This is a genomic window from Agrobacterium sp. 33MFTa1.1, assembly GCF_004328495.1.
Lineage (GTDB): Bacteria > Pseudomonadota > Alphaproteobacteria > Rhizobiales > Rhizobiaceae > Agrobacterium > Agrobacterium pusense.
This window is the reverse complement of the sequence record NZ_CP036359.1, coordinates 1,220,823-1,238,669: the sequence shown is the minus strand read 5'-3', so window position 1 is coordinate 1,238,669 and position 17,847 is coordinate 1,220,823. Positions and strand designations below refer to the sequence as shown.

The following is a 17,847-nucleotide window of genomic DNA, read 5'->3' as shown; positions in this document are numbered from 1 at the left end:
AATCGAGAAGAAATCTCCCGTAATACAGAACGGGATAAAAGTCCAAGAGAACAGAAACTTCGCCTGATTGTTCCCAGACTTTTCAAAAAAATGAAAAAGTTCCCTCGCTTGTGAAATATCATTGATGCGCCGCTAAACAACTATATGTTTCAATATCTTAATTCCGAAATTTTCGCTAATATGGCCCCGCGATCGCGCCTTCGTCCGGCGAATGGCATCCTCAATACGCCAGAAATTGCCGCAAACGGGATGGCGACAAAAGATTTATTAAGCCTCAATAAGGGTGCTGGCGGTCGCGGTGCCGTCAGCGCCCGGGTCATCGCCACACCGCGACCAGAGGGAACAACAATGAAAATACTTTTGGGTGCCACAATTCTTTCCGCCGGCTTCGCCTTTTCAGGCAGCGCAGCCTATGCCGCCGACTGTGGAAACGTAACAATCGCCAGCATGAACTGGCAATCCGCTGAAGTTGCCGCCAACCTGGACAAATTCATTCTCGAAAAAGGCTATGGCTGCTCCGCCGAAATCGTTACCGGCGATACGGTGCCGACACTGACCTCCATGGCCGAAAAAGGCCAGCCGGATATCGCACCTGAGGCCTGGGTCAGCCTGCAGCCGGAAATCGTCAAGCAGGGTCTGGAAGGCGGCAAAGTGGTCGCGGCCGCAAAAATCCTTTCCGATGGCGCTGTTCAGGGCTGGTGGATTCCGAAATACGTCGCTGACGCCAACCCCGATCTCAAAACAATTCCTGATCTTTTCAAGCATCCCGAGCTCTTCCCATCGCCTGAAGACAAGTCCAAGGGTGCTGTGTTCAACGGCCCGCAGGGCTGGGGCGGCACAGTCGTCACCGCGCAGCTGTTCAAGGCGTTTGGCGGCGAGAAGGCCGGCTTCACCCTCGTGGACACCGGCTCTGCCGCAGGTCTCGACGGCTCCATCGCCAAGGCCTATGAAGCCAAGCAGCCCTGGGTCGGCTATTACTGGGCGCCCACCTCCCTGCTCGGCAAATACGAAATGGTGAAACTTGGATTCGGCACTGAGTACGACGCGGCCGAATGGAAACGCTGCACATCCGTTGCCGATTGCGCCGATCCGAAACCGAACGCCTGGCCGATCGACGACGTACAGACGCTGGTCAGCAAATCCTTTGCCGATCGTGCCGGTCCGGCAATGGATTATCTCAACAAGCGCGCCTGGACCAACGCCACCGTCAACAAGCTGATCGCCTGGATGACGGATAACCAGGCCACCGGCGAAGACGGCGCCAAGCAGTTCCTGAAGGAAAACGAAGCCCTGTGGAAGGGCTGGGTCTCGCCCGAGGTCGCGGAAAAGGTCAAGGCCGCCCTTTAAAAAGCGCGTTCTGACATATCTGCCCGGCAACCGGCGTCTCCCGCGGCGACGCCGAACCGCATCGGCTACCCGGCTTTGGCTGATAACGATGCGCCGGTTCAACAGAGCGTTCCGCCCATGCGTCCAGTTGGCCGCGCGGCGCTCTGGCGATTTTACTCCCGGAGTGCGGAGGACATCGATCCCCGCCTCCGGTTCGTCATGGAGAACAGGATATGGAATGGCTTTTCAAATTTCCGACCATGAATGACGATGCTCTGCGCGCGCTGAAAAAAGTCATCGACGAGGGGTTCCGGGCCTTTACCCGAACCTATGGCGGCGCAATCGAGGGGTTGTTCACCCCACTCCAGAGCTTCCTCATCTGGGCGGAAAGGCTTTTGATCGGCGCGCCCTGGCCGGTCGTTATTCTTATTGTCGGCGCTCTTGCCTGGTTCGGCAGCCGCAGCGCCACCATTGTTTCGCTCTGTTGCGGCATTCTCTTCGCCATCGGCTGGTTCGGCATGTGGGAAGACACGATGAAGACGGTTTCGATGATCTTCGTCTGCGCCGTGCTGTCCATCATCGTCGGCCTGCCCATCGGCATCGCCATGGCACGGTCCAACCGCCTGCAGAACGTGATCAACCCCGTTCTCGATGTGATGCAGACGATGCCGAGTTTCGTCTATCTTATTCCCGTCGTCATGCTGCTCGGCATCGGCCGTGTCCCAGGTGTCATCGCCGTCGTCATCTATGCCATTCCGCCGATGATCCGGCTCACCAATCTCGGCATCCGCATGGTCGACCGTGACGTTCTGGAGGCGGCCGATGCCTTCGGCTCCTCCAAACGCCAGAAACTTTTTAAAGTTCAGCTGCCGCTCGCGCTGCCCACCATCATGGCCGGCATCAACCAGACCATCATGATGGCGCTTGCCATGGTCGTCATCGCCTCCATGATCGGCGTGCAGGGCCTCGGCCAGCCGGTGCTGAAGGCCATCGCCAACCAATATTTCACGCTCGGCGTGTTCAACGGGCTTGCCATCGTCGGCATCGCCATCATTTTCGACCGCATCAGCCAGGCCTATGGCCTTCGCCTGCAAAAACACCGGGAAGTGGCGCATGGCTAGTCAATCGATCGAAATTCGCAGTCTTTACAAGATTTTCGGCTCCAAAGCGGGGGATCATGTCGAAGCCGTCAAAGCCGGCATGTCCAAATCGGAACTCAACGCCAAGCACGGCCATGTGCTCGGCCTGCGTGACATCAACATCACCATGCCGGGCGGGCAGATCACCGTTATCATGGGCCTTTCCGGCTCCGGCAAATCCACGCTGATCCGCCATGTCAACCGGCTGATCGACCCGACCGCCGGCGAAATCCTCTATGGCGGCACAGACGTGTGCAGCCTCAACGAAGCGGATCTTCTGGAATTTCGCCGCCACAAGACGGCGATGGTGTTCCAGAAATTTGGTCTCCTGCCCCACCGCAACGTGCTGCAGAATGTCGTCTACGGCCTTGAGGTGCAGGGCGTCGACAAGCGCGAGCGCGAAGAAAGGGCAGAGGTCTGGATCAGGCGGGTCGGCCTGGAGGGCTTCTCCAACCATTACCCCAACCAGCTCTCCGGCGGCATGCAGCAACGTGTGGGTCTCGCTCGGGCGCTCACCAACAATGCCGAAATCCTGCTCATGGACGAGGCCTATTCGGCCCTCGATCCGCTCATCCGCGTCGACATGCAGACGGTGCTGCTGGAACTTCAAAAAGAGCTGAAGAAGACCGTGGTCTTCATCACCCACGATCTCGACGAAGCGCTGCGGCTGGGTGACAAGATCGCCATTCTGCGCGACGGCGAAATCATCCAGCAGGGAACGGCCGCTGAAATCGTCATGTCGCCGGCGGATAGTTATATCGAGGCCTTCGTGGAAGAGGTCAATCGCGGCCGCGTCATTCGCCTTGGCGCCGTGGTGCAGCCGGAATTTGCCGGCCAGTCCCGCCTTCAGCTCGATGCGGATATGACGGTTGAAGAGGGCCTGCGCGCGCTGGTCCGGGAAAATGTCAGCAGCGCCACGGTCGTCGGAGAAAACGGCAAGGCGCTTGGTGCAATCACCACCGATGCCATCATGCGCTGCCTCGTCCGAACCGCACATGGTGAGGAAGCAGGCATGGCTGAACGTTTGTCAGGCTGAGCCTTCGAGCCACGCGGCCATGCCCTTTGCGGCCGCCTTGCCGGTGGCGAAACAGGCGGTCAGGAGATAACCGCCGGTGGGCGCTTCCCAATCCAGCATTTCCCCGGCAGCAAATATGCCGGGGAGCTTTTCCAGCATGTAGTTTTCATCAAGGCCGCTCCACGCGATACCACCGGCGGACGAAATTGCCTCGGCAATCGGCCTCGTCCGCAGAAGCGGAATCTCCGCATGTTTTATTCTCGCGGCGACGAATTCATCCGGCATGCCCGCGATATCGGGAAATATTTCCCGCAGAAGCCCGACCTTCACGGCAGACAGGCCAGCCGCCTTACGCATGCGGTTTGCGAAACTTTCCTTCCTGACGAGCCTGCCCAGATCACGGCTAAGTCGTTCCACCGTACGTCCGGGCGCAAGATCAATCGCCAGCGACGCTTTCCCTGCTTCTTCCAACCGGTCTCGCAGGGCGGCGGAATGGGCATAGATCACGCTGCCCTCAATGCCGTGCTTCGTTATCACGAATTCGCCCTGAAAGGCCCCCGCCGGCGAAATGGTGATTGTGGATTTCACCGCTTCACCCGCAAAACGCTCACGGAAGACATCGCTCCAATCAACGTCAAAACCGCAATTGGCAGGGCGGAATGGAGCGAGCTCTACACCCCTGGCCGCAAGCACCGAAACCCATGCGGCATCGGAGCCCAGACGCGGCCAGCTTGCGCCGCCGAGTGCCAAAAGAGTGGCGTCGGCCTTGACGGCAATCTCGCCCTCCGGTGTCGCGAAAACCAGGTGCTTGCCGGAAAAACCCGTCCAGCGATGCCGCGTCCTGATGGGCACCCCCTGCGCCTCCAGCCGGGCGAGCCATGCCCGGAGCAACGGTGAAGCCTTCATGACGGTGGGAAACACCCGGCCCGAAGTGCCGACGAAAGTTTCCTGCCCTAGCCCCTGCGCCCAGTCGCGCAGCATATCCGGCGTGAAATCATCGAGAGCGGCGCGCAGCCTCGGTTCCGCATCACCAAACCGGTGACAGAAACTGTCGTAATCTTCGGCATGGGTGATGTTGAGACCGGATTTTCCGGCCATCAGCAATTTGCGCGCCACGGTCGGCATCGCCTCGAACACCGTCACGGCATGGCCTGCCGCCGAGAGCATCTCCGCCGCCATCAGCCCCGCCGGTCCGCCGCCGATAATCGCGACCTGCCTCGCCTCGCCCAAAACCCTCTCCATTGCCATCTTCACCGTTGAAAGCCTTATAGCGATTTCCGCAGGCGAATATATGCGATATTGAAGCGCCCATGTTCACGCTCGACCGCCCCGTCACCTTTTCGCAGGATATAAAGAAAAGCCGCTTCATCGCCTTTGCCGCGCCGGTGACGGGTGAAGAGGATGCGAAAACATTCCTCGCGGCACATTCCGATCCCGATGCAAACCATAATTGCTGGGCCTGGCGAAGCGGTCAGAACTATCGTTTCAGCGATGACGGCGAACCCTCGGGAACGGCCGGTAAACCGATCCTTCAGGCTATCGACGGTCAGTCACTCGACAATGTCGCGGTTCTCGTCATCCGCTGGTTTGGCGGCATTCTGCTCGGCAGCGGCGGGCTGATGCGCGCTTACGGCGGCACGGCGGCCGCCTGTCTTCGCCTCGGCGAGACGTCACCGGTCATCGCTTATGTCAGCGCCACGCTGAGTTGCCCTTTCTCAGACCTGGCACTGGTGAAATCACGCCTTTCCGCCACGCTGAACCTGCGGCTTGAGAGGGAGGACTTTACCGGCACCGGCGCGGATATGCTGCTCTCGGTTCCGGCCGTGGAAGCCGAACGACTGACCCGGCTGCTTAGCGACCTGACCAGCGGACGCGTCAATCTCCATATTCCCGACTAGAGTTTTCGCTTTTCTTCGAATCGCGGAAACACTCTAACTCTTTATTTTGGCGCATTTCCGGTCGGAAAACCGGGGCCACCTTTCCTGGAAATGCTCTAGCGCCTGTCCGAATGCGCAATTCGTGCTAAGGAAGCGACATGTCATCCGAGCTTTCCAACCCTATCTATAATCCGCCACTCGACCCTTGGCTCACCATCGTGCACCGCGATGACGATCTGCTGGTGCTTGATAAGCCGAGCGGGCTGTTATCGGTGCCGGGGCGCGATCCGGCGCTTTCCGACAGCCTCATGACGCGTGTGCAGAAGCAGTTCCCGAAAGCGCTGATGATCAACCGGCTGGACAAGGACACCTCGGGCATCGTGCTGATGTCGCTGAACCGCAAGGCGCACGCCGCAATTGCGTCGCAGTTTGAAAACCGCCAGACGCGCAAATCCTATGTTGCCATTGTCTGGGGAGAGGTTGAGGGAGAGGCCGGAGAAGTGGACCTGCCGCTCGCCATCGATCCCGAGAACAAGCCCCGCCACCGGGTCGACCACGAAAATGGCAAGTCCGCGCAGAGCCTGTGGCAGGTGCTGCAACGACTGCCGCTTCCAGCGACGCGGCTGGCGCTCACTCCCCTCACCGGGCGCACCCATCAATTGCGGGTACATATGAAGGCGCTTGGCCATCCCATTCTCGGCGATGAATTTTATGCCGAAGGTGAGGCGCTCTCCGCCGCGCCCCGCCTGATGCTGCATGCGCAGGAAGTGGCATTCCGTCATCCGGACGGCCGGGATGTCATCTATACCGTGCCCTCTCCGTTCTGAGGTCGATATGAAGGAACAAAACGAAAGTTTCGTGGTGGATTTCGTCGGCGGCGCGGTTGGGCACCGTTTTCGTTCCGGCGAAGGGCGCGGACAGGCACTGCCCAAGGCCGCAGGTTTCACCAAGGGCCGCACGCCAAAAATCGTCGATGCCACGGCTGGCCTGGGGCGGGACGCCTTCCTGCTCGCATCGCTCGGGGCTGACGTCACCCTCATCGAGCGCTCGCCGGAGATGCACGCACACCTCGCTGACGGCATTCGTCGTGCACTGGAAGCCGGCGGCGCTTATGCCGACGCGGCAGCGCGCATGACTCTGCTCCACGGCGACTCCCGGCATTTGCTGAAAGAGCTGTCACCGGAGGTGGTGATTGTCGACCCCATGCATCCGCCGCGCCACAACACGGCGTTGGTAAAAAAAGAGATGCGGGTGCTGAGAGAACTGGTCGGCGCCGACCCGGACCAGGTTGAGCTGATGGAGGCTGCGCTGGAGAATGCGACGAAGCGGGTGGTTCTGAAGTGGCCGCTCCGCGCCGACCCGATGCCGGGTATTCGCAAGCCATCACATCAGATACTGGGTAAGAACACCCGCTATGATGTCTTCATGATCTTCGGAAAATCCCACGACGAGGATGAATGATCAGCGGAAGTTCGGCTTTCGCTGCGCGTTCATCAGAAGCTCATGCCGCGAGGCGAACTCACCGAACAGCTTTCTGAGCCTAACTTCCTCAGCCTTGTCGAGCCGATAACGGCGGCAGAACTCCGCCACGTTGAGGATCGGCTTGGTTCTGTTCGCGTCTATGGTCTTGTTGTCGATGATTTGCATGGCGCCCTCCGTATAACAGAGGCCAAACGCAGCGCACGGCTCACGGTTCCCTATGAATTCGCATGGATGAGAAAAGAGCGTGACGCCTGCACACGCAATGATCAAGTTTTCTTGAAACTGTCGAAGGAAACGAAATCCTCCCCAAATGGTTTCCTGCGTAACCTAAACGACGGAAGGGAGACCCATGTTCCACAACAACCGATTTCTGAATTCGACGATCCTGTGCGCGATGCTTGCCGTTCCTTTGGCCGGCGCAGCCAACGCACAGACCGCCCCGGCTGCCGAAACGAAACGGCCGAATGCGCCGGATCAGAAACCGGCTTTTGAGGGCCAGACGCGCGCGCCGCAGGCTGCTGCCCAGCCGAGCATCGAAAAAACCGTCGTCGCCGATGGTCTGCCGCATCTGTGGTCCATGGAATTCCTGCCCGATGGTCGCATGATCGTCGCTGCCAAGGAGGGCGCCATGCATATCGTCGCTGACGGCAAGGCCGGGCCGGCGATAGAAGGCGTGCCGGAGGTGGCTTCCGATGGACAGGGCGGGCTTCTCGACATAGCGCTGGCGCCCGATTTCGAAACCTCCCGTAAAATCTTCTTCTCCTTTTCCGAGCCGCGTGAGGGCGGTAACGGCACCTCCGTCGCATCGGCCAAACTGACAGAAGACGGTGGAGCGGCGAAACTGGAAGACGTCTCGGTGATCTTCCGCCAGATGCCGACCTATGATGGCGACAAGCATTTCGGATCACGGCTGGTTTTCGGACCGGACAACGAACTTTACGTCACCGTCGGGGAGCGTTCGGATGCCACGCCGCGCGTGCAGGCGCAGGATCTGTCGAGCGGTCTCGGAAAAGTCTTCCGGATTGATGCCGATGGCAAGGCCTTCGAGGGAAATCCCTTCGCCGGACAGCAGAATGCTCTTCCGGAAATCTGGAGCTACGGCCACCGCAATCTTCAAGCCGCGGCTTTGGATGGTCAGGGCCGGCTCTGGACGGTCGAGCATGGGCCGAAGGGCGGCGACGAGCTGAACCTGCCGAAAGCGGGCCTCAACTATGGCTGGCCGGTGATTACCTACGGGGTGGAATATAGCGGCCGGGCGGTTGGCGAGGGTGTAACAGCCAAGGAAGGCATGGAACAGCCGGTTTATTATTGGGACCCCGTCATCGGCCCGTCCGGCATGGCCTTTTACGACGGCGACCAGATTCCCGAGTGGAAAGGGGCCTTCATCGTCGGCGGTCTGGTGAGCCAGGGCCTCGTCATCCTGCACATTGACGGCGACAGGGTTGCGACGGAAAGCCGATTGCCGCTGGAAGCGCGCATTCGTGATGTGAAAGTGGGTCCGGATGGCGCTGTCTATGCCGTGACTGAAGAACGCGGCGGCGGCAACTCGCAAATTTTACGGATCGCCAAGGCCACCTGAGAAAGCGATGACAGGAACAACAGGCCGCCGGAACGAAGGCGGCCTGTTTTTCGTTTGCCGCAGCGTGAAACCTGCCGGGAAAAACAATGCCACAGCCGCCAACCCGCCTTCTTGCCAAAATCGGACTTGCCTATGTCAGTGATCAGGAACCGGGTATTTCCCGCGAAAAACGCGGACGCGGTTTCTGTTACCGGCTGCCGGGCGGCGAACTCCTCTGCGATAGTGATGAGCTGAAGCGCATCAAATCGCTCGGTGTACCGCCCGCGTATAAGGATGTCTGGATCTGCATCGACCCGTCGGGGCATCTGCAGGCCACCGGGTTTGATGCCCGCGGCCGAAAGCAATATCGTTATCATCCCGACTGGCATACGCTCAGGGGAGAAACGAAGTTCTTCCAGCTCAAAAGCTTCGGAAGGGCGCTCCCTGCCATCCGCCGTCGCGCCATGGCCGACGTCGGTAAACAGGACCATGGGCAGGAAATGACGCTTGCAGCCCTCACCCTGTTGCTTGATGCCGCCTATTTGCGCGTCGGAAATCGCTCCTATCTTGAGAGTAACGGCACCTATGGCGCAACGACATTGCTCAAGCGGCACGTTTCGTTCGGTGAAACCATCGAATTGCGCTTCGCCGCCAAAGGCGGGCAAAAGGTGAAACGGCAATTACGCCACCCCCGCCTCCAGAAAATTCTTGAAGAGATCGCCGATCTGCCCGGCAAGGAACTCTTCGTCTGGCAGGATAGTGAAAACCGGGTTCACTCCGTCGATTCCAGCGATCTCAACGCATATCTCTCACGCATCGGCGGCCAGGGCATTTCCGCCAAGACCTTCCGCACCTGGGGCGGAACGCTCGCGGCCTTCTGCAACGCCATGGAGCATGTGGCAGCCGGTGAAAAACCGAGCATAAAAGGCATGTGCCAGGCTGCGGCGACCGAGCTTTCCAATACGCCTGCCATCTGCCGCAAGAGCTATGTGCACCCCGCTGTTCTCGATATCGCCACGGAGGAAAAGGCCCAGAAAAAGCTCAGCCGCATCTTGAAGGTCGGGGCAAAACCCGTCTCCGGCCTCAGGGCGGACGAAAGACGCCTGCTGGCCTTTTTACCCTGACAGGTCAGCGGCCTCCCACCCATTCCGCCAGTTCGCGCTCGGCCTTTTCCAGCGCGCTGTAATTCAAAAGCTTGCGCAGGAAAGCGACGGTAACGGCGCGGGTTCTAAGATTATACCGGCCTTCCGCCTCGTCATCGCCGGCCGCCTGATGCACGTTCAGCTTCTCGTAGAGACTTTGCAAGCGGTTCTGCACGCTGCGCAGCGACAGGTTCCGCCGGCGCGCAATCGCCTTATCGGTAAGTCCAAGCGCGACATCGACAAGAATTTCATATTCGGAATCGGTAAAACCATGCGCCTTGCCGAGGCTCTTCTCCTGCAGGCCGCGCACTTCCCGGTCGATCACGCATTGCGCCTCGATGAAGATGCTGCGAAGGGCCAGCCGCAGTCGGTCATCGGAGGCGGATTTCAGCACATATCCATAGGCGGCACCCTCAGGCACGATGCGGGAAACGCCACGTACATAGGCCTCGTCGGAATAATTGGACCAGAACAGGATGCGGGTATCCGGCCTTTCCTTCCAGATGGTGCGGGCCGCCTCGATGCCGTTGCGCTCGTTCATCTGCAAGTCCATGACGATATGGGCGGCGCGATTTTCCCGCGCCAGCTTTTCGCCGGTTCTGCCGTTTGCCGCCTCCAGCACCTTGTCGCATTCCGGCAGGGCGGCTCTTACCGCCTCGTTCAGATAGGCCCGATGCAGGGCATCATCCTCAACGATGAGCACGTCCATGTCACATCTCCTCCCGGAAATTGAAAGCGCCCGCAGGCAGGGTGACGGTGATGCATGTACCCGCCCCATCACGGTTGCCGCCTCTGTCGAACCGGGCAGAGATCAGCCGCGCCCGCGTCTTCATGTTGCCCATGCCGAGACCGCCGGGGGCACCACTGTCACCGCCGCCATTGCCGTCATCGCTCACCGTCACCCGCAACCCGCCGTCGATTGCGGCGAGTCTCACGGCAATCGTTTCGGGCTGGGCATGGCGAATGGCATTGTTCACGGCCTCCTGCACGATGCGGAAGAGCGATATGGCCACCGTCTTGTCCAGCCTTTCAACCAGCCCCTCCGTCTCGTCCTTCACTGACCAGTCGATAGCGCATCCGCTGTCGCGCACGGAGCGGTCCACATAGGTCTCGATGGCTTCAACGACGCCGAACAATTGCAGGATCGAGGGTTTCGCCTCCTCGATAATCTCGCGCAGATCCTGCATGCAATGCTGCAGGCTGCGCACCACCGGCTCCAGCATCTCGCCGGAAATATCGGGAGTGTGGCTCATGCGCTCGATACGCCGCGCAAGCCGCGTCAGGTCGGCCAGAGTCTGGTCATGCAGGTCCATGCCGATGCGCTGCCGCTCGGCCTCCAGCGCTTCCGTCAATTGCAGCGCGCCGAGGCGCAGGCCTTCTTCGCGGGCATTGGCGCGCGCCTCCTCGATGGCCGAGCGCTTGGCCTGTTCAGCGGCACGAATGGCGTAGAAATAGGGCGCCAGCAAATCCGCAACGGCGCGGGCGTTAGTGACATCTTCCATCGTATAGGCGTTCGACTGGTGCGAGGAGCAACTGAGCGCACCGATGATGTCGCCATGCACCTTCATGGGGACATGCAGGCGGCTGTGCAGGCCAAGTTCGATGATGGGGCTGGAAAACGACCCTTCGAAATGAAAGCGCGGATCGGAACAGGCGTCGCCGCTTAAAAGATATTCGACCGAGCCCGACAACAGCGACCGGATCGGGCTTCCGGTGAGAAGTGCGGGCGGCTGTCGGCTCCAGGCGCTGACCAGACCGCTCTCATAGGCAATGTGATACTTGTCATCCAGCTGCTTGATGCAGACATCCATGTGATCATGCGGGATGATATGGCTGATCTCGGTTGCGACCGCCTGAATGATGGCATTAAACTCCAGCTGCCCGGCGAGCAGCCTCGAAATGCCCATATAGTGATGAAAAAGAGCGCTTTTCGGCGTATCCAGCATGTGCGGACGCCCTCCCAAGCGTCTGCCTCCAATCCCTGCGGCGAAGATTTAACCCATCGGGTCCGCATTCTTCATTCTGCGCCCGACAGTGACCTTTCGTCCTGCGGGTTCCCGCAAGCTTTCTGCGGAAACCCGCAGGAAGATTGCCGCGATCCGCCTATACAAGCCAAATCTTCTTGGTCATTCTCGCTTCTACTGGGGAAAGGAGCTCCAGTGCAAAGGAATTCCGCCTGCCGCCGAGGAGATTTGCGGCGTGCGAGAATTCCGGGCTCGAAAAGGGCAAGCCACGAGGGAGGAAATCAAATGGCTTTCAGGAAGATGCTTCTGGCATCGGCCGCTGTCGCATGTGCAGCGCTGCCGATCACCGCTCATGCCGATACGTCGGCAAAAAAGATTGCGCTTTCAAACAATTACGCAGGCAATTCCTGGCGTCAGGCGATGCTGACCAGCTGGGACAAGATCACCAAGCAGGCGGTTGCCGACAAGCAGGTGGCCGCAGCTGACGCCTTCACGACAGCCGAAAACCAGGCGACCGAACAGGCGGCGCAGATCCAGAACCTGATCCTGCAGGGTTATGACGCCATCGTCATCAACGCCGCTTCGCCGACTGCACTCAACGGCGCGGTGAAGGAAGCCTGCGATGCCGGCATCACCGTCGTATCCTTCGACGGCATCGTCACCGAGCCCTGCGCATGGCGCATCGCCGTCGACTTCAAGGCCATGGGCGCAAGCCAGATCGACTACCTTGCCAAAGCGATGCCGAAGGGCGGCAACCTGCTCGAAATTCGCGGCCTGGCCGGTGTTTCCGTGGATGACGAAATCCATGCTGGTATTGTCGACGCCGTCGCCAAGAACCCGCAGTTCAAGATCGTTGGTTCGGTCAATGGCGACTGGGCGCAGGATGTCGCCCAGCGCGCCGTTGCCGGCATTTTGCCAAGCCTTCCCGAGATCGCGGCTGTCGTAACGCAAGGTGGTGACGGTTACGGTGCGGCCCAGGCTTTTGCCGCCGCCAAGCGCCCGACGCCGACCATCGTCATGGGCAACCGCGAAGACGAGCTGCAATGGTGGAAACAGCAGAAGGATGCGAGCGGCTATGAGACCATGTCCGTCTCCATCGCACCCGGTGTTTCGACGCTGGCTTTCTGGGTGGCGCAGCAAATTCTCGACGGCAAGGATGTGAAGAAGGACCTGACGGTGCCCTTCCTGCGCATCGACCAGGCCAATCTCGAGGACAACCTCAAGAACACCCAGAAGGGTGGCGTGGCGAATGTGGAATATTCGCTTGAGGATGCCCAGAAGGTGATTTCCGCGGCGAAGTAACCCGCGGTTCCTACCTGATCCTGCGGCGCTTTCGAAGGAAGCGCCGCAGTGATCCCACATTCAATTTCAGATCACTGGCGTAATTGCTCATGAATGACATCATCGAGGCGGAAGAAGTCGTCGCCGCGCGCGGCGTGAAGGTCGTGTTCGGCGCGGTCAGGGCGCTGGATGGGGCCAATCTCGTCATCCGCGCCGGGGAATGCCTCGGGCTCGTTGGCCACAACGGCGCAGGCAAATCCACCATCGTCAATGTCATCAATGGCGGGCTCACACCGCATGAAGGCTCCATTTCCTATCGTGGGAACCAGAACCGCCACGGCATAGCCGCTGCGCGTGCGAGCGGCGTGCGCTGCGTCTTTCAGGAACTCTCGCTCTGCCCCAACCTGACAATCAGCGAAAACGTCCGCATCATGCATGCCGCCATGAACGGGCGGAACTGGCGCGGGCGCGCTCTTTCCATGATCCGCCAGACGCTCGACGAGATTTTTCCCGGCCACGGCATCGATTGCGAACTGACGATTGCCGAGCTTTCGATTGCAGAGAGGCAGATGGTGGAAATCGCCATCAATTTCTGCCGCACGCCTGAAGCCCCGAGGCTGGTCATTCTCGACGAGCCGACATCCTCGTTAGACGCGGGCCTTGCCGAACAGTTGATGGATTATGTCCGGCGTTTTGTGCGCACCGGCGGCTCTGTTCTGTTGATCTCGCATATTCTCGGTGAAATTCTTTCAACCGCCACCCGCATCGTTGTCATGAAGGATGGCCGCGTGGTGGCCAACCGGCCCGCCGCCGAATTCACCACGCGGACGCTGGTGGAGGCCATGGGCAGCGTCGTCAAGCCGCAGGACAGGCAAAAGGGTGAGAGCCGCAAGGCGGGCGAAAAGGTGCTTTCCATGCCGGCGCGCCGGGGCGAAGGCCTTGCCTTCGAGGCTTTCCGCGGAGAGATCATCGGCCTTGCCGGCCTCGGCGGACATGGCCAGACCGAAGCGCTTCTCGACCTCTATCTTGCCCGCAACAGCAGCTGGCTGCCGGTGCGCAAGACCGATATCGCTTTCGTCGCGGGCGACCGCAGCCTCAACGGCACCTTCCCGCTGTGGAGCATCCTGAAGAACCTCTCCATCGCGTCGCTGCGGGATATTTCATCCGCGGGCATTGTGGACAGGAGCAAGGAGAGCGAACTGGGCGCGCAGTGGAAAAAGCGCATCGAAATTCGCACGCCCGACATGGGCAACAGGATCCTGTCTCTCTCCGGCGGCAACCAGCAGAAAGTCCTTTTTGCCCGTGCGCTCGCCACCACCGCCAGCACCGTTTTGATGGACGATCCGATGCGCGGCGTCGATATCGGCACCAAACAGGAGGTCTACGATATCTTGAGAACTGAAGCCTCTCACGGCCGCACCTTCATCTGGTACTCGACCGAGATGGATGAAATCCGTCTCTGTGACCGGGTTTATGTCTTCCGCGACGGCGCCATCCAGGCGGAACTCGTCGGCGACGACGTTACCGAGCAGAATGTGCTGGCCGCTTCCTTTGCCGGAGAAGACCACGCATGAAACTTTCGGCAAACGCGCTCCGCCTCATCATTCCCGCCGCCTCGCTCGCCTTCCTGCTCGCCGCAGTCTTCTACATGCAGCCGCGTGCCATGAGCTACACCGGCTTGAACCTACTGTTCAATCTGGCAGTGCCGATTGCACTCGCCACCATTGCGCAGATGCTCATCATGTCGGTCAACGATCTCGACCTGTCGATGGGCACCTTCGTCAGTTTCTGCGCCTGCGTCACCGCGACCTTCCTGCAAACGACGCCATTGCTTGGTATTGCGATCTTTGCCGGGGCGATCGCGGTTTATGCACTGCTCGGCGCCATCATCCATATCCGCGCCCTGCCCTCCATCGTCGTCACACTGGGCATGAGTTTCGTCTGGGGCGGCCTCGCCGTGCTCATTCTCCCCTCGCCCGGCGGCCAGGCGCCTGCCTTCATCCGCACGTTGATGACGGCAAAACCGCCTTTCGTGCCGATCGCGATCGTCGCCAGTATCCTGATTGCGGTCATCGCCCATTATATCGTCATGCGCTCCTCGTTCGGCGTGTTGATGCGCGGCGTCGGCGGAAATTTCCGCTCTGTCGAGCGTTCCGGCTGGTCAGTCATCGGCATCCGCGCCGCCACCTTTGCGCTGGCCGGTTTCTTCGCGGTGCTGTCCGGTATCGCCCTCGTGGGCCTGACGACATCGGCCGACGCCAATATCGCGCTGCGCTACACGCTGCTGTCGATTGCCGGCGTCATCCTCGGCGGCGGCGAATTCGTCGGCGGAAGAGTATCGCCCATCGGTGCCGTCATCGGCGCGCTGACGCTGACGCTTGCAGGCTCCTTCCTCTCCTTCATGCGCATCTCGCCGGACTGGCAGATTGGCGCGCAAGGGGCAATCCTCATCATCGTGCTGGCATTGCGCATCCTGCTCAACCGTCTCGAAAAGCGGGAGAAAAACCAATGAACGGGCTCTCTTCCCTCACCAGAAAACCGTGGATCTGGTCCTTTGCCGCAACCATTGCGGTGTGGATCATCACCGTGCTCTTCACTGGCGGCGCAAGCTCATTCGGCCTGTCGCACGCAGCACTCACCTTCGCGGCCTTTTCTGTCATCGTCGGCATCGGCCAGATGTTCGTCATCACGCTCGGGCCCGGAAATATCGACCTCTGCGTTCCCGCGACGATGACGCTGTCGGGGACGCTTGCCTTGAAGTTCATGGATGTATCGGACAGCCTCATTCTGCCGGGATTGCTGATCGCCATCCTCATCGGTATCGCCATCGGCATCGGCAATTATGCCCTGATCAAGCTCCTGCGCATCCCGCCGATCATCGCGACGCTCTCCATGAGCTTCATCGTGCAGTCCATCGCCATCTGGTCGAACCGCGGCCTGCGCATCAAGCCGCCGGAAACATTGGCCACATTCGCCACATCGAGTTTTCTCGGCATTCCCAACGTCGCCCTGGTCGCCCTGCTGCTTTCCGTTATTGCATGGCTGCTGCTGGACCGCTCCTTCTACGGACGCTGGATTGCCGCCATCGGCCAGAGCACCTTCGCTGCCCGCATGACCGGCATTCCCGTGGATGGCGCACGCTTCGTCACCTACGTCCTCTGTGCGGTGCTGGCGGCAATTGCCGGTTATCTGCTCGCCAGCTTCTCCGGCGGTGCGGCGCTCAACATGGGCTCGGAATATCTGCTGATGTCCATCGCCGTCGTTGTCATCGGCGGCACAGCGGTGGCGGGAGGGGATTCCAACGTGCCCGGCATATGGGGCGCATCGCTCTTCATGTTCCTGGTGGTCTCGATGCTGAATACCTATGGTTTCGGCGCGGGCATCCGCCTCATCCTCACCGGTCTCATCATCGTCTCCGTCATTCTTCTGGCGAGTGGCCCGAAGGCCACGCGCTGACCCCGAACGACAAGCCAAAGCGGACCACGCTCATGACCACAGACAAGACTTCACCTTACGAAATTCACGACGACCGTTTCCGCCACCTGATCGTCGGCAATGCCGAGCTGGAAGAGCTTTATTCGGGCTGCCGCTGGGCAGAAGGACCGGTGTGGTTCGCCGACCTGAACTGCCTGCTTTTCAGCGATATCCCCAATGAGCGCATGCTTCGCTGGGTGCCGGATGGCGGAATCTCGGTTTATCGCCAGCCCTCCAACTTCACCAACGGCAACACCCGCGACCGGCAGGGACGTCTTGTGTCCTGCGAACATGGAGGCCGCCGCGTCACCCGCACCGAGGTCGACGGCTCGATCACCGTCCTTGCCGATAGCTACTACGGCAAGCGGCTGAACTCACCCAATGACGTGGTGGTGAAATCAGATGGCAGCGTCTGGTTCACCGACCCGACCTACGGCATTCTGTCCGATTACGAGGGCTACAAGGCCGAGCCGGAGCAGAAGACCCGCAATGTCTACCGGCTCGATCCCGCTACCGGAAAGATCGACATCGCCATCGACGACTTCGTGCAGCCGAACGGCCTCGCATTTTCGCCTGACGAAACGAAGCTCTACATTGCCGACAGTTCCTACAGCCACGATGTCACCCGACCCCGCCATATCCGCGTCTTCGACGTCGTGGATGGCGTAAAACTCGCCAACGGCCGGGAATTCTGCAATATCGACAATGGCCTGCCGGATGGCTTTCGCCTCGACACGGCCGGCAATCTGTGGACGAGCGCCGGTGACGGCGTGCACTGCTTTGCGCCTGACGGCACGCTCATCGGCAAGATCAAGGTGCCGCAGACAGTGGCGAACCTCACCTTCGGAGGGCCGAAAAAGAACCGCCTGTTCATCACCGCGACAAAATCGCTCTATTCGGTCTATGTCGCCGCAACCGGTGCACAGACACCCTGAAATCCGAAAACGCTGGTCTGGCAGGAAGTGGCAAGATCGCTTCAGAGCGCTATAATTGGCCGATGAGTGACGATTCCAACCTTTTCCTGACTGACGATATGGAGTTCGACGGCAAAGCCCCGGCCGTTGAACCAACCAGCCGCATGCTCTCCTGGGCACGCAATTCCGCTCTATACCGGCTGGAACAGCGCATGATGACGGAAAAGCAGCTGCGCGACGCCATCATGCGCAAGGCACGGAAAAAATTCGAGGATATCGGCGCCGCGCAGATAAAGGCGCTTGGCGATTTCGCGGTGCGTTTCGCTTATGAGATCAAGGCGCTTGACGATACAGCCTTTGCGGAAATCACCGTGCGAAGCGGGCAGCGCAGCGGCAAATCGAAACGGGGGCTGGCGCAAAAGCTTCAGCTTAAGGGGATAGACCGGGAGACCGCAGCCGTCGCCCTTCAGGAAACCGACGATCTGGTCGCAGCCATCAATTTTGCGCGAAAACGCGCTTTTGGCCCTTACCGTCGGGTCGAGCTTGATGAGAAGCGCAAGGCAAAGGAGTTTTCGGCATTTGCCCGCAATGGTTTTGGTTTCGAAATCGGGTCGAAGGTTATGTCGATGACGACGGAAGAAGCGGAAGATATTTTATCGGAAGCACCGCTCTGAC

18 protein-coding genes are annotated in these 17,847 nt (G+C 60.0%); 14 read left to right on the top strand and 4 right to left on the bottom strand.

The window, feature by feature from the left end; translation table 11 throughout:
* The first annotated feature begins 348 nt into the window (after positions 1-348).
* From EYD00_RS19525 to EYD00_RS19515, 3 genes are all read left to right on the top strand, one after another.
* The gene (locus EYD00_RS19525) at positions 349-1,347 is read left to right on the top strand and encodes an ABC transporter substrate-binding protein (protein ID WP_022563423.1); all 999 of its coding nucleotides are present in this window, start codon (positions 349-351) and stop codon (positions 1,345-1,347) included.
* 212 nt (positions 1,348-1,559) lie between these two features.
* Positions 1,560-2,447 (top strand): ABC transporter permease, encoded by an 888-nt coding sequence (locus EYD00_RS19520; RefSeq protein ID WP_006698119.1) that lies wholly within the window; start codon positions 1,560-1,562, stop codon positions 2,445-2,447.
* Entirely contained in the window at positions 2,440-3,501 is a 1,062-nt protein-coding gene (locus tag EYD00_RS19515; RefSeq protein ID WP_004437660.1) for a quaternary amine ABC transporter ATP-binding protein, read from the top strand. The genes EYD00_RS19520 and EYD00_RS19515 overlap by 8 nt, the downstream gene beginning before the upstream one ends.
* Here the strand turns inward: EYD00_RS19515 and EYD00_RS19510 are convergent.
* Entirely contained in the window at positions 3,493-4,722 is a 1,230-nt protein-coding gene (locus EYD00_RS19510) for a TIGR03862 family flavoprotein (protein ID WP_034500204.1), read from the bottom strand. The two genes, EYD00_RS19515 and EYD00_RS19510, sit on opposite strands and share 9 nt — an antisense overlap.
* A gap of 68 nt (positions 4,723-4,790) precedes the next feature.
* Here EYD00_RS19510 and EYD00_RS19505 point away from each other — a divergent pair, with 68 nt between their 5' ends.
* From EYD00_RS19505 to EYD00_RS19495, 3 genes are all read left to right on the top strand, one after another.
* On the top strand, positions 4,791-5,378 hold the full coding sequence (locus tag EYD00_RS19505) for an IMPACT family protein (RefSeq protein WP_022563421.1): 588 nt from the start codon (positions 4,791-4,793) through the stop codon (positions 5,376-5,378).
* A 137-nt stretch (positions 5,379-5,515) separates the two neighbouring features.
* Entirely contained in the window at positions 5,516-6,184 is a 669-nt protein-coding gene (locus EYD00_RS19500) for a pseudouridine synthase (protein ID WP_022563420.1), read from the top strand.
* A 7-nt stretch (positions 6,185-6,191) separates the two neighbouring features.
* The gene (locus EYD00_RS19495) at positions 6,192-6,818 is read left to right on the top strand and encodes a class I SAM-dependent methyltransferase (protein WP_022563419.1); all 627 of its coding nucleotides are present in this window, start codon (positions 6,192-6,194) and stop codon (positions 6,816-6,818) included.
* Here EYD00_RS19495 and EYD00_RS25980 read toward each other — a convergent pair whose 3' ends face one another.
* A complete protein-coding gene (locus EYD00_RS25980; RefSeq protein WP_004437649.1) occupies positions 6,819-7,004 on the bottom strand; it encodes a hypothetical protein in 186 nt (61 codons plus the stop codon).
* A gap of 184 nt (positions 7,005-7,188) precedes the next feature.
* On the opposite strand from EYD00_RS25980, the gene EYD00_RS19485 reads away from it, so the two are divergent.
* Together EYD00_RS19485 and EYD00_RS19480 are read left to right on the top strand one after the other, a co-directional pair.
* A complete protein-coding gene (locus EYD00_RS19485) occupies positions 7,189-8,418 on the top strand; it encodes a PQQ-dependent sugar dehydrogenase (protein ID WP_022563417.1) in 1,230 nt (409 codons plus the stop codon).
* 86 nt (positions 8,419-8,504) lie between these two features.
* Positions 8,505-9,521, top strand: a complete 1,017-nt coding sequence (locus EYD00_RS19480; RefSeq protein ID WP_004437641.1) for a DNA topoisomerase IB — start codon at positions 8,505-8,507, stop codon at positions 9,519-9,521.
* Between the two features lie 4 nt (positions 9,522-9,525).
* On the opposite strand, the gene EYD00_RS19475 is transcribed toward EYD00_RS19480, so the two are convergent.
* Entirely contained in the window at positions 9,526-10,248 is a 723-nt protein-coding gene (locus EYD00_RS19475) for a response regulator transcription factor (RefSeq protein ID WP_004437639.1), read from the bottom strand.
* 1 nt (position 10,249) lies between these two features.
* The gene (locus EYD00_RS19470) at positions 10,250-11,485 is read right to left on the bottom strand and encodes a GAF domain-containing sensor histidine kinase (RefSeq protein ID WP_004437637.1); all 1,236 of its coding nucleotides are present in this window, start codon (positions 11,483-11,485) and stop codon (positions 10,250-10,252) included.
* Positions 11,486-11,788: 303 nt separating this feature from the next.
* Here EYD00_RS19470 and EYD00_RS19460 point away from each other — a divergent pair, with 303 nt between their 5' ends.
* The 6 genes from EYD00_RS19460 (at position 11,789) to recX (ending at position 17,846) form a co-directional block, all read left to right on the top strand.
* Positions 11,789-12,805: an ABC transporter substrate-binding protein gene (locus EYD00_RS19460; protein WP_004437634.1), complete on the top strand. Its 1,017-nt coding sequence runs from the start codon at positions 11,789-11,791 to the stop codon at positions 12,803-12,805.
* Between the two features lie 89 nt (positions 12,806-12,894).
* Positions 12,895-14,358: an ATP-binding cassette domain-containing protein gene (locus EYD00_RS19455; protein WP_034500202.1), complete on the top strand. Its 1,464-nt coding sequence runs from the start codon at positions 12,895-12,897 to the stop codon at positions 14,356-14,358.
* Positions 14,355-15,296, top strand: coding sequence for an ABC transporter permease (locus tag EYD00_RS19450; protein WP_004437626.1), 942 nt, complete (start codon positions 14,355-14,357; stop codon positions 15,294-15,296). Before EYD00_RS19455 ends, EYD00_RS19450 begins: the two co-directional genes overlap by 4 nt.
* Positions 15,293-16,240 carry an ABC transporter permease gene (locus tag EYD00_RS19445; protein WP_034500199.1) on the top strand — a complete coding sequence of 316 codons (948 nt, stop codon included), beginning with the start codon at positions 15,293-15,295 and terminating at the stop codon, positions 16,238-16,240. The genes EYD00_RS19450 and EYD00_RS19445 overlap by 4 nt, the downstream gene beginning before the upstream one ends.
* Before the next feature lie 32 nt (positions 16,241-16,272).
* Complete coding sequence (locus EYD00_RS19440) at positions 16,273-17,193, top strand: SMP-30/gluconolactonase/LRE family protein (RefSeq protein WP_022563414.1); 921 nt, start codon at positions 16,273-16,275, stop codon at positions 17,191-17,193.
* Between the two features lie 62 nt (positions 17,194-17,255).
* Positions 17,256-17,846: a recombination regulator RecX gene (recX, locus tag EYD00_RS19435; RefSeq protein ID WP_034500197.1), complete on the top strand. Its 591-nt coding sequence runs from the start codon at positions 17,256-17,258 to the stop codon at positions 17,844-17,846.
* Position 17,847: the final 1 nt, after the last annotated feature.

Excerpts from the sequence above, each read along its gene's own strand:
- EYD00_RS19525 (WP_022563423.1), top strand. The coding sequence starts at position 349 with ATGAAAATACTTTTGGGTGCCACAATTCTTTCCGCCGGCTTCGCCTTT.
- EYD00_RS19520 (WP_006698119.1), top strand. The coding sequence starts at position 1,560 with ATGGAATGGCTTTTCAAATTTCCGACCATGAATGACGATGCTCTGCGC.
- EYD00_RS19515 (WP_004437660.1), top strand. The coding sequence starts at position 2,440 with ATGGCTAGTCAATCGATCGAAATTCGCAGTCTTTACAAGATTTTCGGC.
- EYD00_RS19510 (WP_034500204.1), bottom strand. The coding sequence starts at position 4,722 with ATGGAGAGGGTTTTGGGCGAGGCGAGGCAGGTCGCGATTATCGGCGGC.
- EYD00_RS19505 (WP_022563421.1), top strand. The coding sequence starts at position 4,791 with ATGTTCACGCTCGACCGCCCCGTCACCTTTTCGCAGGATATAAAGAAA.
- EYD00_RS19500 (WP_022563420.1), top strand. The coding sequence starts at position 5,516 with ATGTCATCCGAGCTTTCCAACCCTATCTATAATCCGCCACTCGACCCT.
- EYD00_RS19495 (WP_022563419.1), top strand. The coding sequence starts at position 6,192 with ATGAAGGAACAAAACGAAAGTTTCGTGGTGGATTTCGTCGGCGGCGCG.
- EYD00_RS25980 (WP_004437649.1), bottom strand. The coding sequence starts at position 7,004 with ATGCAAATCATCGACAACAAGACCATAGACGCGAACAGAACCAAGCCG.
- EYD00_RS19485 (WP_022563417.1), top strand. The coding sequence starts at position 7,189 with ATGTTCCACAACAACCGATTTCTGAATTCGACGATCCTGTGCGCGATG.
- EYD00_RS19480 (WP_004437641.1), top strand. The coding sequence starts at position 8,505 with ATGCCACAGCCGCCAACCCGCCTTCTTGCCAAAATCGGACTTGCCTAT.
- EYD00_RS19475 (WP_004437639.1), bottom strand. The coding sequence starts at position 10,248 with ATGGACGTGCTCATCGTTGAGGATGATGCCCTGCATCGGGCCTATCTG.
- EYD00_RS19470 (WP_004437637.1), bottom strand. The coding sequence starts at position 11,485 with ATGCTGGATACGCCGAAAAGCGCTCTTTTTCATCACTATATGGGCATT.
- EYD00_RS19460 (WP_004437634.1), top strand. The coding sequence starts at position 11,789 with ATGGCTTTCAGGAAGATGCTTCTGGCATCGGCCGCTGTCGCATGTGCA.
- EYD00_RS19455 (WP_034500202.1), top strand. The coding sequence starts at position 12,895 with ATGAATGACATCATCGAGGCGGAAGAAGTCGTCGCCGCGCGCGGCGTG.
- EYD00_RS19450 (WP_004437626.1), top strand. The coding sequence starts at position 14,355 with ATGAAACTTTCGGCAAACGCGCTCCGCCTCATCATTCCCGCCGCCTCG.
- EYD00_RS19445 (WP_034500199.1), top strand. The coding sequence starts at position 15,293 with ATGAACGGGCTCTCTTCCCTCACCAGAAAACCGTGGATCTGGTCCTTT.
- EYD00_RS19440 (WP_022563414.1), top strand. The coding sequence starts at position 16,273 with ATGACCACAGACAAGACTTCACCTTACGAAATTCACGACGACCGTTTC.
- recX (WP_034500197.1), top strand. The coding sequence starts at position 17,256 with ATGAGTGACGATTCCAACCTTTTCCTGACTGACGATATGGAGTTCGAC.